The following is a 14,357-nucleotide window of genomic DNA, read 5'->3' as shown; positions in this document are numbered from 1 at the left end:
CCAGCGGATCGGTGACGGTGACGTTGGTCAGGGTCACGTTACCGGTATTGGTGACGGTGAAGGTGTAGTTGACGAGTTCACCGGGGTCAGCATAACCGTCGGCATCACCGTCGACCCAGGCACCGGTTTTCTCGATAGTGACGGCCGGATTCTGAGTTATCGCAACCTCCGCAAAATCAGACGCCTCGGCCCCTTCATTAGAAGTAACCGTTGCGGTATTGATGATTGTGCTTCCATCATCAATCTGATCTTGGGTGATGCTGACTATCGCGGTGCCGGATGTTAAAGCACCGGGTGCCAATGTTGTAGCGAGTAAGGTAACCGTAAAGTCATCAAGGACATTACCCGGCGTCCCGTTGTCATCGGTCAGTATCAAACCGGTGAGTTCAACGGTGCCGGTATTGGTTACCGTATAAGTGTAAGTGACTTCAGTACCAGCGGCAGAAACAGTGGTTGGATTGGCTACTTTTACCAAATCAACCAGCACCTCATCAATGCCGCCTGCTTCTGCGGGTGTCTTGATGGGCACATCCTGATTACCGGTTACACTGGTATGAGCATGGAGAGAAGCGCCGTTCCAGTAACTTGAACCGAAGGTGGCTGCACCACCTGTAAACATGTTGGTCCCACCGGTCAAACTGAGGTGGGCTTCCCAATAAATTGCAAACTCTCCATAGCCCTGCAATGCTGTTTTTGTGCCTGCGTCCAAGATGACGGTCCACTCGAGCATGGACCCATTCGATACAGGCACGACTATAGGATCTGAAACTGAAAAACCATTACCCTCCGTGAAATAGGGTGTAACGGAGTCTGCTGGCGATCCTGTGGCAGCAATGGGGCCGATAAACCAGTTTCCGGCGGCATCGATGCCAATATCACCTCCGGAGTCCATGTAGTCGTGCTGAACGGAGATGGTACCCTCCGTTCCATCGTACGCCTGGGCCACCATGCGGTATGGAACCCAATCATCTTCAAAGTAGGTGAAGAGCTGGCCGCCTATCCACTTGGTCTGGTCAATACGCCAGCCTTCAAGATTCCAGCGAGTGGCGGCATTCACCTGTAATAAAGGTAACGCCATTGCCGCGACGGCTAAAACCAGAGCCAGCGGCATGAGTATTCTTTTTAGTACCTTGTTCAAAATTAAACCTCCTCCTGTTTACTTTGAGGTACTCCGGATTAAGACTTATCAGTACCGCGCATCCATCACCTCCTTTTTGAGATAAAAAAACCGGCCTATTCACCAGGCCGGTTTCACTACTAACTCCCCGCTTTCCACAAGTGACCATTTAACAGAATACGGATCATAGTTTCCTGAAGATTTTCTTTATAAAACTACCTTATTTCAGTTGGATCAACCACCTCCTCGTTGTTTGACATCATTGTAATCGTTTTTTTTCCTTTGCCGGTATACGGGAAACTACGTAATTATCTTAGCAAAGTTACGTAAATAGGGATTTCTGAGCTCTCGGCAGTTTCCTGTTGTTTTTACTCATAAAATAACTAAACCGGCCTATTCAGGCCGGTTTCACTGTTAGCTCACTGTCGTCCAAAGTGACCAAACGCGGGCGGCAGATCAATGCTTCCCTGTAACAATAATGCCACCGCCTGGAGTGGTTGTCAAGATGTCTTAAACTACCTAATTGACACTTTACCTTACCATTTTCATAAATAGCGGTACTATAACTATTCGAAGTTGGTACGTGACAGTGAGGCGATTATGCTGTACGGAATATAGAATCAAATGCGATCGAACAATTCGATGGCGCCGGTGGGGCAGACGGCGCGGCAGACGCCGCAGCCGTAGCACTGCTGGGGGTTGATCCGAGTTATTTTCGAGGTGTGGCTGTGTTCCAGCGCGCCGAAGTGGCAGACACTAAAGCATTCCCGGCAGCCGGTGCAGGCGTCTTCATCTATATGGGCGAGGTATTCGGCGCGGAACATCACCGGGGTTCTCAGGTTCAGACTGATATTAAGCGCCTGGCAATCCGCGCGGTCGCAGTTGCAGATGCCGCCGATGAAAGGTGTCTGAAAGGTCCAGATGGTATGGCAGAGGCCGTCATCGTCGTGTTTCCTGAAGGCTGCCAAGGCCTCCTCCGGCGTCAGCACTTCCAGGCCGCCGGTTTCCGGACCGTGCAGGAAGGTATCGTCGAGTTCATTCAGAATCTCCAAGATCTTGCCACCACCCGGCGCCAGGCTGAGACCGTAGCAATAGCGGGCTTCTTTTTTCAGCGTCGAATGGCGGCAGATGCAGGCCAGGCGCACCACCGAAGTGGTCATAGATAGAACATCGGCGACATCCTCCAGCGGTAGCACCTGGCCGTAATGGTGCTGTTTTTGCCGGCCGACCAAGACGGGGATGATCATGCCGCGGACGATGGCGGGCATCTTATTCAGTCTGGTCAGATTGGCGGCGCCGCTGGGGAGTCCCTCGGGGTGCCGGAAGAAATGCTCAATGTACCGCCGGCGCTTGACGTCGTTAAGGAGTTCCTCAGAATAATTGGCGGCGCGGAGGTACCACTTTTTTCCCTCGCCGTGCTGATGACAGAACTGGCACATGGTTGTTACTTTAAAGTTTTGAAAGCATCCGGTCAAGGCTTGTAAGAGACAAGTTTGAGAAAAAGGGAGTACCAATCAGCAGCCAATCTATTGACAAAATAGAAATGAAAGATATAATAGATGTTATTCTAATCAAGCAGCGAAATTCATTCGCGGCTAATGATGTAAGGAGGAAGTCATGAAGCACAAGTGGCTGACCAAGGCGGGATTCATGCTCGCCACGGTCCTGGCGCTGGCGATGTTCCTGCCGGCATGCAACGGAGACACCACGGATCCCACTACTACCGCCCCTCCCACCACCGCCGCACCTATGGAATTCACCGTCAACCTTGGTGGTGAACCTGCCCAAATTGATCCCAATCTAGCTTCCTGGGCTGCTGAGCGCAGTGTTATCGGTCTGGTGTTTGAAGGTCTGCTAGGCTTTAATCAGGACCTTACACTTAAGGCGGTTGTGGCAGACGCCATTCCAACGGTCGCTAATGGTGGTATATCAGCAGATGGTAAGACTTACACATTCAAAATCAAAACAGCTGCTACTTGGAGCGATGGCACCAAGGTAACGGCTCAACAGTTTGAATACAGCATCAAACGCATGTTGAACCCCGACCTTGCTGCTGAATATGCGTCTTTTTATTGGATAATTAAGGGTGGCGAGGCCTACTATAGTGCCGTTAGTGCCACAGCAACCGAGAAAGCAACTCTTAAAGCAGCTGTTGGTGTAACAGCTGTTGATGCCAGTACCTTACGCATAACGCTGGAACGTTCATCACCAACCTTTTTACAGTTAATGGCTCTTTGGCCGGTTTACCCGGTTCGTGAAGACGTGATAACTGCAAATGGCGCAACTTGGACTGAAGCCGGAAAATACCTTGGTAATGGCCCCTATATCTTGAAAGAATGGGTTCATCAGGACCACATGACTTTCACACCCAACACTAATTATTGGGGCACTAAACCCAAGTTGACCAAGATCACCTACAAGATGATCACAGACATAAACGCTGCTTTTGCCGCTTACAAGAACAACGAGCTTGATATCACTGCTCCTCCTGGCGGCACTGAAAAAACAGTCCTTGCAGACCCTGTTCTTAGCAAAGAGGTAGTGCGCTACGCTGAACTGGTAACTTTCGCCATGCAGTTCAATGTGACCGCGGCACCTTTTGATAATGTTAAAGTACGCCAGGCATTCTCCGCAGCTATTGACCGCTCAATCTATATTGATCAAATCCGTAATGGTGTAGGACAAGTGGCGCTGTCATGGATTCCTCCTGGTATGCCGGGTTATGATCCCGCTGCCAATCAGTATGGATTTAACCCCACTAAAGCCAAACAGTTGCTGGCTGAAGCCGGTTATCCTAATGCAGTCGGTTTACCAACTGTAAAATTCCAGTATGCCAACACCGGCTCTAACCCGCAGCTTGCTGAATTCCTGCAAGAGCAGCTCAGAGTCAACCTTGGTGTCACTCTGGTGCTTGAACCAATGGAATCAAAGGCTTTTTCCCAGATGGTCAATGAAGAAAAGCACACCTGGGCATTCTTCGGCTGGGGCGCTGACTATCCTGATCCCGACAACTGGTTGCCGGAGATCTTTGGCACCGGTGGCGGTGTTAATCACACTCTGTACTCCAGCGCCGCTTTTGACGCGAAAATGGCTCAAGCTATGGCTGAACTTGATAACACCAAACGTTTAGCATTCTGGGCTGAAGCACAAAAGATCGCCCTTGAGGACGTACCGATGGTAACCTTGTTCCATCGCGAGCGTTTCGTACTGGTCAAACCATGGGTTAAAGGCTTAAAGACCACCGGTATGGATGGTCAAATTGCCGGAGACCAGTTCTACAATGAAGTATACATCCAGAAGTAGTTCCAAAACTCGACACATAACTTGAATCTTAAGGCTCAGGGGACACTCCAAAATCCCATCCCCTGAGCCTTAATGGTAGTAATATGACAAAATATGTCGCTAAACGAATAATGTGGATGCTGGTGACGATGCTGTTTGTTACCTTTATCACATTTTCGCTGATGCACCTGGTACCTGGTGGTCCATGGGACAGAGAAAAAACATTACCACCGGCTGTTGTAGAAGCGTTAAATGCAAAATACGGTTTAGATGAACCTTTTTTTGTGCAGTACGGCAACTACATCTGGAACGCTGTCCAAGGTGACCTTGGTATTTCTTATATCTACCAGGATCGGAATATTACTGACATCATTGCGCAGGGGTTACCAAAAACAGCTTTGCTTGGTGGAGTGGCATTTTTACTGGCGATATTAATAGGTATTCCTTTGGGTATGGCGGCAGCGCTCAAACAGAACACCCTTATAGACTATACATCGGTGGGTTTTGCCACCGTTTTTGCATCCATTCCCGGCTTTATATTTGGTATTTTTTTAATAGTTATTTTTTCGGTCATGCTGCATTGGTTGCCGACTGGAGGTTGGGGGACCCCTCAACATCTGATAATGCCGGCTATCGCTCTGGCAGCTTTACCGGCGGCATACACCGCACGTATTACCAGAGCCTCAATGCTGGAGGTAGTCAGGCAAGATTACATTCGGACCGCAAGAGCGAAGGGTCTACGTGAAAGGACCATACTATTACGTCATACTCTGCGAAATGCTCTGATACCCGTTGTAACCATTTCTGGTCCGGAATTAGCAGCGCTAATTTCCGGTTCTTTCATTATTGAGCAGGTTTTTGCTATCCCGGGGATCGGGCGTTTATTTGTACAAGGGGTATTCCAGAGAGATTATAGTTTAATTATGGGCACTATCATTTTCTACGCTTTTGCCATTGCTGTAGTCAATTTGATAGTAGATATTTTATATGGTGTGATTGATCCACGGATACGCTATGACTAATAACATTGAATTGGCTACTAGTCCGGCTAGGGCTGAGATTTATTCGACGCGGCAGCATCGGTCACTTTGGGCGGATGCTTTTATCAGGTTGCGGCGGAATAAATTGGCTGTTGTTGGAGCTACTATCATAGTGTTTATAGCTTTGGCGGCTATTTTTGCGCCCTTTATAACACCATATTCTTTTTATGAGCAAAACTACGGAGCCATCCTCCAAGGACCCAGTGGTGAACACTGGCTGGGAACCGACGCGCTGGGGCGCGATGTCTTTGCCCGTTTGATATATGGTGCACGAACATCACTTATGGTAGGTCTTTTCACCCAACTTATCGTGTTATCTATCGGATTGCCTATTGGCGCAGCTGCGGCTTCACTCGGCGGACGCTGGGATAATGCTCTGATGCGTTTTGTGGACGTCATGTATGCCTTCCCTGATATTCTCCTCATTATCCTGCTGCGCTCAATATTTGGCGGAAGCATTTATATGATCTTCCTGGCCATCGGACTTGTGGCATGGGTGGGTATGGCGCGATTGGTACGCGGACAAATATTGTCATTAAAGCAAAGAGATTTTGTTACGGCAGCGCGCGCACAAGGTGCCAATGGATTTTATATTGCCATGCGTCATCTTCTTCCAAACGCAATGGGACCAATTATCGTTTCAGTTACCTTCAACGTGCCGCGGGCTATCTTTGCCGAAGCAGCCTTGTCATATATCGGAATAGGTATTACCCCTCCAACTCCCAGTTGGGGCGTAATGATTCAAAATGGGTATGAAATGCTGTTCGCCTCACCATCATTGGTGGTTATACCAGCGGCAGCTTTAGCAGTATTGATGTTAGCTTTTACATTCCTGGGTGACGGCTTACGTGATGCCCTGGATCCAAGGATGAGGCGCTGATATGGCATTACTTGAAGTGAGAAATCTGGTCACAGAGTTTCATACGCAGGATGGTGTTGTCCACGCGGTGAACGATGTTTCATTTGATGTAAACCGCGGCGAAATAGTTGCTCTGGTTGGTGAAAGCGGTTGTGGCAAGACAGTGACCTCCTTGTCCATTATGCGCCTTATTCCTGATCCACCAGGTAAGATAGCCAGTGGGAAAATTAAGTTTGACGGCACCGATCTGCTTAAACTGCCAAACGAAGCCATCCGGAAAATCCGCGGTAGTGAAATATCCATGATCTTCCAGGAACCTATGACTTCCCTGAATCCGGTCCTTACGATAGGACGGCAATTGACTGAAGCTCTTATGCTTCATAAAAAGATCGATAAAAAGACAGCCGAAACGGAAGCAGTTAAATTATTACATAAAGTGGGTATTTCTCAGGCGGAAAAGCGGCTAAAAAGTTACCCGCATCATTTTTCAGGCGGCATGCGGCAGCGGGTAATGATAGCCATGGCAATTTCCTGCCAGCCTAAAATTGTCATCGCTGATGAGCCCACAACTGCGGTAGATGTGACAATCCAGGCTCAATTGCTGGAACTTTTAAAGGGAAGCATTAAGGAACTCAACAGCGCGTTGATACTGATCACTCATAATCTTGGGGTGGTTGCCAGATATGCTCACCGGGTATATGTAATGTATGCCGGACGGGTGGTTGAACACGGTACTGCCGAGGAAATATTTCACACTCCTTTGCACCCATACACAGCGGGCTTACTGGGATCGGTGCCGCGCTTGAATGAACCACGCAAATACCGGCTTGTTTCCATTGAAGGACAGCCTCCAGATCTGCTTTGTCCGCCACCGGGTTGTCCTTTCGCCGCCAGATGCGCTTACCGTGTTGATGGTGAATGTACCGTAGGTATACTTAATGAAATGGAAATAACCCCAGGACATGCCACCAGCTGTCTGGTGGCTATCAAGGGAGAAACGCCTTGGCGAAAAATGATGTCCTCTTAGAGGTCAACAATCTCACAAAATATTTTCCAATCGCGTCAGGCGGGTTTTTCAGAAAGAAAATTACCGACCTGAAAGCGGTTGACGGCGTCAATTTTGCCGTTCATGAGGGTGAAACGCTAGGGTTGGTGGGCGAATCGGGCTCCGGAAAAACCACAGTGGGTAAGTGCGTACTTCAGTTACATAAGCCCACTGCCGGTGAAATAATGTTCAAAGGCAAAGAACTGACTGGTCTGTCCGACCGGCAGTTAAGACCTTATAGACCCAAAATGCAGGTGGTTTTCCAAGACCCATACGAATCACTCAACCCGCGCTTTACGGCATACGATATTATCAGCGAGCCGATGAAATTGCATGGTGCTTCAAAGAATGAATGCCGTGACCGTGTCGCTGAATTGTTGGAAATTGTCGGCCTGGCACCGTATATGGCTGAACGTTACCCCCATGAGTTTTCAGGTGGTCAAAGGCAGCGGTTGGGCGTGGCCCGCGCCCTGGCGCTGCAACCCGAGTTTATCGTCTGCGATGAACCGTTATCGGCTTTAGACGTTTCCATCCAGGCCCAAGTCTTGAACTTGCTCGACGATTTGCAGCGGCAGTTCGGCCTGGCTTACCTGTTCATCTCTCATGACCTGTCGGTAGTGCGCCATATCAGTCATCGTGTGGCGGTGATGTACCTGGGGAAGATCATGGAGGTCGCCCCACGCGACGCCCTTTACGAAAAGCCGCTGCATCCCTACACTCAGGCTTTGTTGTCTGCGGTGCCGGTGCCTGACCCACATGTCGAAGCCAAACGTAAGGTTATCCTTTTGCCGGGTGAACCGCCCAGCCCCCTTAACCCGCCCTCCGGCTGCGTTTTTCACCCCCGCTGTCCCAAGGCGTTCGAGCCGTGTCCCAATATCGTGCCGCTGCTCGCTGATACCGGCGACGGACATTTTGCGGCCTGTTTGTTGTACAAGACTTCCTGGCCGTAGGGTGAACACCGGTTAAGCCGGTTGGGCCTAAGTTCTCTTGAAATGCCTCTCCAGCGCAGATGTCTCCAGCTTCATCAGGGTGGGGCGGCCGTGGGGGCAGGTGTTGGGGATCTGTGATTTTTCCAAATCCAGCAGGAGCGCCCGAATCTCGTCGGGTGCCAGTGTTTTCCCAGCCCGGATCGCCGAATGGCAGGCGATGACCTCGGCCATCAATTCCTCGCCGCGGGTTTTGGATTCCGGGGAGTTCAGGAATTCATGCAGCGCGGTCAGCCAGCCGCCGCCGGACAGGGCTGACGGCACCGCCCGCACAAGGAAGGTCCGGCTGCCGAATTCCTCAATGACAAAGCCGAATTCTTCGAGGGTGGCCGACATCGCTTTGACCGCCGTCGCTTCGATCGGGCTCAATTCGATGCTCTGCGGTTGCAGCAGCGCCTGGGACGCCGGAGTTCGGCCGGATCTGGAGGCCAGCACCTTCTCGTACATGATGCGCTCATGGGCGGCGTGTTGGTCGATGATGTAGAGGCCGTCCGGCCCCTCCGCCAGGATATAGCAGGCCGCCACCTGCCCGACGGGACGCAGCGCCGGCAAGGCCTTAGCGGCGGTGAGGCCCGGTTCGGCGCCGGACAATACCGGTTGGCGCTCCGGGAACAATGCTTCCACGAATGGTTTCATCTGGCCGCGGTAGTCCGGGGCGCGGTAAGCCGGCGCAGGCTCGCCGATAACCGGCACCGGGGCTTCACCGATAAGCGCCGAACGCACTGCCTGACGCACGAAGTTGAAAATCCGGCTGTCGTTCCGGAACTTGATCTCCGTCTTGGCGGGGTGGATGTTGATATCGATATCGGACGGCGGCAGCGAGAGGTTGATGACGGCAACAGGGTAGCGCCCGGTGGTGAGCAGCCCGTGATAAGCCTCCTCGACGGCGCGGGAGAGCATGGGGCTTTTAACCCAGCGGCGGTTGACGAAGAAGTACAGCCCGGTGCGGTTGGCGCGGCTGGAGTCCGGCGGACTGGCCAGGCCGGAAACGGCATGATCCCCCTCGGCGGCGTCGATACCGATCATCCGGGTGGAGGTGTCCCGCCCCAGCACCTCGGCGGCGGCCTCGCGCAGCCGCCCGTTACCCGCGGTACCGAGCGCGCGGCGGCCGTCGATGGTGAGGGTGAAGCGCACCTCCGGATAAGCCAGGGCGTAATTACTGACGGTGCTGACGATATGCCCGGTCTCGGTGGTGCCGGATTTCAGAAACTTCAGGCGGGCCGGCACTGACTTGAAAAGGTGAGCCACACCGATGGTGGTGCCGCGGGCGCGGGCGGCGGGCTTTTCGGAAATCTTACCGTCGCGCTGTGTGTAAGAGTACCCCGAAGCGGATCCATCGACGGCGGTCATGACTTCAACATCAGCCACGGCGGCGATACTGCACAGAGCCTCGCCCCGGAAACCCAGGCTGGCGATGGTTTCCATATCGTCGAAGGAATCAATCTTGGAGGTGGCATGCCGGGTGAAGGCAAGGCAAAGTTCCGCCGCCGGAATACCGCAGCCGTCATCGCTCACCCTGATAAGCCCGGCCCCGCCGTCCCTGATCTCGATATCGATATGACGGGCGCCGGCGTCCAGGGAATTTTCCACCAGTTCCTTGACCACCGAAGCCGGACGCTCCACCACCTCACCCGCGGCGATGCGGGCGACGGTGCGTGGATCGAGAATATGAATCGGCATAGGGTGATTGTACAGGAATGGCGGGTCCGGTATAAAGGGCGAGAGCAGTCGCGAAGAACCGCTGAGACGATTTGACAAGGTTATGCCTTCTAAGGTACTTTTAAATAAGTTAAAAATTCAAAAGCGTTGATCCAGACGAGTACGTTTCTGGCGGACTTCAGAGAGCCGGGCAAGGTGTGAACCGGTAGTTGCGCAGAGGCTGAATGGACTGGGGAGCTTCAGACCGAAAGCGGGTTGCGAGTAGGCTCTGACGGAAAGGGCGCCGTTAGCTGGCCCAGGATATCGCCGTACCATAGAGTACACGCCGTATCCGTCAAAGAGATGGTTTCTAACTGTCGATTTTAGATAGGGAAACCGAACCAGGGTGGCACCGCGAGAATTTAAGCTCTCGCCCCTAGCGGGCGGGGGCTTTTTTATTTGGTCGCGGGAGTGAGATATGTACACGCCAACCCTGGAAGAGATCAGGAAACTTAAAGATCAAGGCAACCTGGCGGCGGTGAGCCGGGAGCTGGTGGCCGACCTGGAAACGCCGGTATCCGCCTTTCTGAAAATACAGCGCGGCGGTCCGTCCTTCCTGCTGGAGAGCGTGGAGGGCGGGCAGCGGATGGCGCGTTACAGCTTTATCGGCACCGAACCCCGCCAGGTCATCGTCGCCGACAACGAATCGACGACCGACCCGCTGGAAACCGTCGAGCAGGCGCTCAAGGATCGGCGGATCGTGCCTCAGCCGGGACTGCCGCGCTTCAGCGGCGGCGCGGTGGGTTATCTCTCATATGAGGCTGCCGGGCGCTTCGAAAAGTTGCCCTCACCGGAAAAGGACTCGCTGGGAGTGCCCGAAGCCATGTTCATGCTGACCGACACCTTCCTGGTGTTCGACCACGTTGCCCATCGGATCAAGGTGATTTCCCTGATGAAACTGGACGGCGATCTTGATCAGGCCTATGCCGGGGCAATCGGGCGCATCGACGAATTATGCCTCCGGTTGACCGCGCCACTCAAGCTGGAACCGGTGGCGAGATCCGGCCGCACTACCCCCGCTGATTTTGCCTCCAGCGTGACTAAAGAAGCCTTCGAGGCCAGCGTCGAGCGCATCAAAGAGGACATCGCCGCCGGGGAGGCTATCCAGGTAGTGCTGTCACAACGGCTGTCACGGGAAACTCATGCCGCGCCGTTCGACATCTACCGTTCATTACGAAGCATTAACCCGTCGCCCTACATGTTTTTCCTGGACTTCGGCTCTTTCCAGATCATCGGCGCTTCCCCGGAGATACTGGTGCGAGTTGACGACGGCGAGGTGGTGACGCGGCCGCTGGCGGGGACGCGGCGGCGGGGCGCCACACCGGAGGAAGATATCGCCCTGGAAGCCGAACTTAAGGCCGACCCCAAGGAGCGCGCCGAGCACATCATGCTGGTGGACTTGGGGCGCAACGACATCGGGCGGGTGGCGGAGCCGGGTTCGGTGGAAGTCTCCGACCTGATGAACGTGGAGCGCTATTCCCACGTGATGCACCTGGTGAGCCACGTGAAGGGCAGATTGAAAAAGGAATTATCGGCCTACGACGCCCTAAGGGCGACTTTCCCCGCCGGCACCGTCTCCGGAGCGCCCAAAGTACGGGCGATGCAGATAATCGCAGAACATGAGCCGGAAAAGCGGGGCCCTTACGCCGGGGCGGTGGGTTATTTCAGCTATAGCGGCAACATGGACATGGCCATCGCCATCCGCACCATGGTGACCAAAGACGGCCGGGCTTACGTTCAAGCCGGGGCGGGTATCGTTTATGACAGCCAGCCGGAGGCGGAGTATCAGGAGACGCTCAATAAAGCTCAGGCGTTGTTTAAGGCGGTGGGGCAGGCAGAGGCGAGAATATGATTTTACTTATCGACAACTATGATTCTTTCACCTATAACCTGTACCAGTACCTGTGCGAACTGGGCGCCGAGGTCGTTGTCAGGCGTAACGATGAGATAGACATTTCCGGCATCGAGGCGCTGGCGCCGGAGAAGATTGTCATCTCGCCGGGCCCTTCGACACCGGACAAAGCCGGTATTTCCATGGAGGTCATCCGTCACTTCGGGCCGAAGCTGCCGGTGCTGGGCGTGTGCCTGGGGCACCAGTGCCTCGGCCAGGTGTACGGGGGTGAGGTGGTCCGAGCCGGAGAGGTGATGCACGGCAAGGCTTCCGCCGTCGAACATGAGGGGCGGGGAGTTTTCAAGGGACTGCCGTCACCGTTCTCCGCCATCCGCTATCACTCCCTGGCGGTGCGCCGGGAAACGCTGCCGGAATGCCTGGAGGTGACAGCCTGGACGGCGGACGGTGAGATCATGGGGCTCAAGCACCGGGAACATGACGTTCAGGGCGTCCAGTTTCATCCGGAATCCTTCATGTCGGAATACGGTAGGGAGATTTTGAAAAACTTTCTCGACGGAGGCGTGCGATGATAAAAGAGGCTATCCAGTCTTTAGTGACAGGCAAATCCCTGACCGCCGACGAGGCGGCTGCGGTGATGGATGAGATCATGGAAGGTCAGGTCACGCCAGCCCAGTTCGGCGCTTTTGTCACCGCCCTGCGATGCAAGGGCGAGACGGTGGAGGAGATGGTGGGGCTAGCCAGGACGATGCGGGCTAAGGCACTGCCGATGGTGGCCAAAGGCCCGGTAGTGGATACCTGTGGCACGGGGGGTGACGGGGCGGGCACTTTCAACATCTCCACCGCCGCGGCCATCGTAGCCGCTGCCTGCGGCGTCAAGGTGGCCAAGCACGGCAATCGGGCAATGTCCTCCAGTTGCGGTTCCGCCGATGTGCTGGAAGCCCTGGGCGTCCGGATCGACCTGTCGCCCCTGGAGGCGTCGGAGTGCCTGGAGCAGGCCGGGATCGTGTTCATGTTCGCCCCGGTCTTTCACCCGGCGATGAAACATGCCGGTCCGCCGCGGAAGGAGATCGGCATCCGGACCGTGTTCAATCTCCTGGGGCCGCTGTGCAATCCCGCCGGGGCTTCCGCCCAGGTCATCGGCGTACCGCGCCGCGATCTGGTCCAGACCATCGCCACGGTGATCAGGGAACTGGGCAGCCGCCACGCCATAGTAGCGCACGGGGCCGACGGCCTAGATGAGATCACCGTGACCGGCGTGACACATGTCTGTGAACTTAAAGACGGTGAACTAACCTGCTATGATATCGATCCGGCGGATTACAGTCTGCCGATCTGCGCCGCCGCCGATATCAAAGGCGGTAACGCCCGATGGAACGCGGCGGCGATGCTGCGGCTGCTGCAAGGGGAGGCCGGGGCGCTCCGGGACGCTACGGTCCTCAACGCCGCGGCAGCGTTGAAAGCGGCCGATATCGTCGGTTCACTGACTGAGGGCGTTGCCATGGCTGCGGAGGCCATCGACAGCGGGCGGGCGCTGGCTAAACTGGAAAAATTCATCGAGGTCAGTCAGATGCTGGAGATGCGCCGGTGATCCTGGATGATATCGTAAATTCGACGCGGATGCGGCTGGACGAACGTAAACGGCGGGTGCCGCTCGATGACCTCGTTCGGCAAGCCGGGAAACGTCCGGCGCCCCGGGATTTCGCCAAGGCCATCTCTGGTGAGGGCGTGAGCATCATCGCCGAGGTGAAGAAGGCCTCGCCGTCGAAAGGTGTGATCAGAGAAGATTTCGACCCGGTGGCCATCGCCCGCGCCTATGCCAATGGCGGCGCGGCAGCCATCTCGGTGCTGACCGAGGAGAAGTATTTCCAGGGCAGCCTCGAATACCTGAAGTCCATCGACAACGAACTCGGAGATAACCGGCCGCCGCTGCTGCGCAAGGATTTCATCGTCGATGCCTACCAGGTGTACGAGGCCAGGGCATACGGCGCGGACGCGGTGCTGCTTATCGTGGCCATTCTCACCCCGGCGGAACTGGCTGAACTGCTCGATTTGACTCACCGGCTGGGCATGACGGCGCTGGTGGAAGCCCATGACGAGAACGAGGTGGAGGCGGCGGTGGAAAGTGGGGCGGGGGTCATCGGCATCAACAACCGCGATCTTAAAACCTTCAAAGTAGACATAAAGGCGACAGCCCGCTTGAGACCGCTCATCCCGGCTGATAGACTGGTGGTCAGCGAAAGCGGCATTGCGACCCGGGAGGACATCGAATACCTGCGAGGGGTCGGGGTTGATGCGGTGCTTATCGGTGAAGCTTTGATGACGGCGCCGGATGTGGAAAGACGGTTGAGAGAACTGATACATGGTTAACCAAGCTTCAAATATCAAATGCCTGGGGGGTTCGGGCGGGTCTGTAGGGGCGACACCCGGTGTCGCACGCCAGGGGCGGTGCGGGTTTTGTAATTTGGAACTTGGAAATTG

Annotated in this window: 12 protein-coding genes, 2 riboswitches and 1 other annotated feature; of the genes, 9 read left to right on the top strand and 3 right to left on the bottom strand. The window is 54.6% G+C overall.

Annotated elements, in window-relative coordinates:
- Window positions 1–1,138 (bottom strand): DUF11 domain-containing protein (locus tag ABFB09_RS07140; RefSeq protein ID WP_347000815.1); only part of this gene is annotated, 1,138 nt, incomplete at its 3' end.
- A 96-nt stretch (window positions 1,139–1,234) separates the two neighbouring features.
- A riboswitch (cyclic di-GMP riboswitch) is annotated at window positions 1,235–1,321 on the bottom strand.
- A gap of 189 nt (window positions 1,322–1,510) precedes the next feature.
- Window positions 1,511–1,593, bottom strand: a riboswitch (cyclic di-GMP riboswitch).
- A 144-nt stretch (window positions 1,594–1,737) separates the two neighbouring features.
- On the bottom strand, window positions 1,738–2,556 hold the full coding sequence (locus ABFB09_RS07135) for a 4Fe-4S binding protein (RefSeq protein WP_347000814.1): 819 nt from the start codon (window positions 2,554–2,556) through the stop codon (window positions 1,738–1,740).
- 178 nt (window positions 2,557–2,734) lie between these two features.
- Between ABFB09_RS07135 and ABFB09_RS07130 the strand changes: the two genes are divergently transcribed.
- The 5 genes from ABFB09_RS07130 (at window position 2,735) to ABFB09_RS07110 (ending at window position 8,293) form a co-directional block, all read left to right on the top strand.
- Entirely contained in the window at window positions 2,735–4,420 is a 1,686-nt protein-coding gene (locus ABFB09_RS07130; RefSeq protein WP_347000813.1) for a peptide ABC transporter substrate-binding protein, read from the top strand.
- 83 nt (window positions 4,421–4,503) lie between these two features.
- Complete coding sequence (locus tag ABFB09_RS07125; RefSeq protein ID WP_347000812.1) at window positions 4,504–5,421, top strand: ABC transporter permease; 918 nt, start codon at window positions 4,504–4,506, stop codon at window positions 5,419–5,421.
- On the top strand, window positions 5,414–6,319 hold the full coding sequence (locus tag ABFB09_RS07120) for an ABC transporter permease (protein ID WP_347000811.1): 906 nt from the start codon (window positions 5,414–5,416) through the stop codon (window positions 6,317–6,319). The genes ABFB09_RS07125 and ABFB09_RS07120 overlap by 8 nt, the downstream gene beginning before the upstream one ends.
- 1 nt (window position 6,320) lies before the next feature.
- Window positions 6,321–7,325 (top strand): ABC transporter ATP-binding protein, encoded by a 1,005-nt coding sequence (locus ABFB09_RS07115; RefSeq protein ID WP_347000810.1) that lies wholly within the window; start codon window positions 6,321–6,323, stop codon window positions 7,323–7,325.
- Window positions 7,301–8,293, top strand: coding sequence for an oligopeptide/dipeptide ABC transporter ATP-binding protein (locus ABFB09_RS07110; RefSeq protein ID WP_347000809.1), 993 nt, complete (start codon window positions 7,301–7,303; stop codon window positions 8,291–8,293). Before ABFB09_RS07115 ends, ABFB09_RS07110 begins: the two co-directional genes overlap by 25 nt.
- Before the next feature lie 27 nt (window positions 8,294–8,320).
- Here ABFB09_RS07110 and mutL read toward each other — a convergent pair whose 3' ends face one another.
- Entirely contained in the window at window positions 8,321–10,009 is a 1,689-nt protein-coding gene (gene mutL, locus ABFB09_RS07105; RefSeq protein WP_347000808.1) for a DNA mismatch repair endonuclease MutL, read from the bottom strand.
- A 117-nt stretch (window positions 10,010–10,126) separates the two neighbouring features.
- Window positions 10,127–10,408, top strand: a binding site (T-box leader).
- 37 nt (window positions 10,409–10,445) lie between these two features.
- On the opposite strand from mutL, the gene trpE reads away from it, so the two are divergent.
- The 4 genes from trpE to trpC are packed head-to-tail and all read left to right on the top strand — an operon-like array spanning window position 10,446 to window position 14,246.
- Window positions 10,446–11,879, top strand: coding sequence for an anthranilate synthase component I (gene trpE, locus ABFB09_RS07100; RefSeq protein WP_347000807.1), 1,434 nt, complete (start codon window positions 10,446–10,448; stop codon window positions 11,877–11,879).
- On the top strand, window positions 11,876–12,448 hold the full coding sequence (locus ABFB09_RS07095) for an aminodeoxychorismate/anthranilate synthase component II (protein ID WP_347000806.1): 573 nt from the start codon (window positions 11,876–11,878) through the stop codon (window positions 12,446–12,448). Before trpE ends, ABFB09_RS07095 begins: the two co-directional genes overlap by 4 nt.
- Complete coding sequence (gene trpD, locus ABFB09_RS07090; RefSeq protein ID WP_347000805.1) at window positions 12,445–13,467, top strand: anthranilate phosphoribosyltransferase; 1,023 nt, start codon at window positions 12,445–12,447, stop codon at window positions 13,465–13,467. Before ABFB09_RS07095 ends, trpD begins: the two co-directional genes overlap by 4 nt.
- Window positions 13,467–14,246 (top strand): indole-3-glycerol phosphate synthase TrpC, encoded by a 780-nt coding sequence (trpC, locus tag ABFB09_RS07085; protein ID WP_347000818.1) that lies wholly within the window; start codon window positions 13,467–13,469, stop codon window positions 14,244–14,246. The genes trpD and trpC overlap by 1 nt, the downstream gene beginning before the upstream one ends.
- Window positions 14,247–14,357: the final 111 nt, after the last annotated feature.

The organism is Dehalogenimonas sp. THU2 (assembly GCF_039749495.1).
Taxonomy (GTDB): domain Bacteria; phylum Chloroflexota; class Dehalococcoidia; order Dehalococcoidales; family Dehalococcoidaceae; genus Dehalogenimonas.
This window is presented reverse-complemented; position numbering and strand designations above follow the sequence as displayed.

What these genes read in the sequence shown, in the direction of transcription:
- ABFB09_RS07115 (WP_347000810.1), top strand. Translation starts at nt 6,321, where the DNA reads ATGGCATTACTTGAAGTGAGAAATCTGGTCACAGAGTTTCATACGCAG.
- ABFB09_RS07130 (WP_347000813.1), top strand. Translation starts at nt 2,735, where the DNA reads ATGAAGCACAAGTGGCTGACCAAGGCGGGATTCATGCTCGCCACGGTC.
- mutL (WP_347000808.1), bottom strand. Translation starts at nt 10,009, where the DNA reads ATGCCGATTCATATTCTCGATCCACGCACCGTCGCCCGCATCGCCGCG.
- ABFB09_RS07095 (WP_347000806.1), top strand. Translation starts at nt 11,876, where the DNA reads ATGATTTTACTTATCGACAACTATGATTCTTTCACCTATAACCTGTAC.
- trpD (WP_347000805.1), top strand. Translation starts at nt 12,445, where the DNA reads ATGATAAAAGAGGCTATCCAGTCTTTAGTGACAGGCAAATCCCTGACC.
- ABFB09_RS07125 (WP_347000812.1), top strand. Translation starts at nt 4,504, where the DNA reads ATGACAAAATATGTCGCTAAACGAATAATGTGGATGCTGGTGACGATG.
- ABFB09_RS07135 (WP_347000814.1), bottom strand. Translation starts at nt 2,556, where the DNA reads ATGTGCCAGTTCTGTCATCAGCACGGCGAGGGAAAAAAGTGGTACCTC.
- ABFB09_RS07120 (WP_347000811.1), top strand. Translation starts at nt 5,414, where the DNA reads ATGACTAATAACATTGAATTGGCTACTAGTCCGGCTAGGGCTGAGATT.
- trpE (WP_347000807.1), top strand. Translation starts at nt 10,446, where the DNA reads ATGTACACGCCAACCCTGGAAGAGATCAGGAAACTTAAAGATCAAGGC.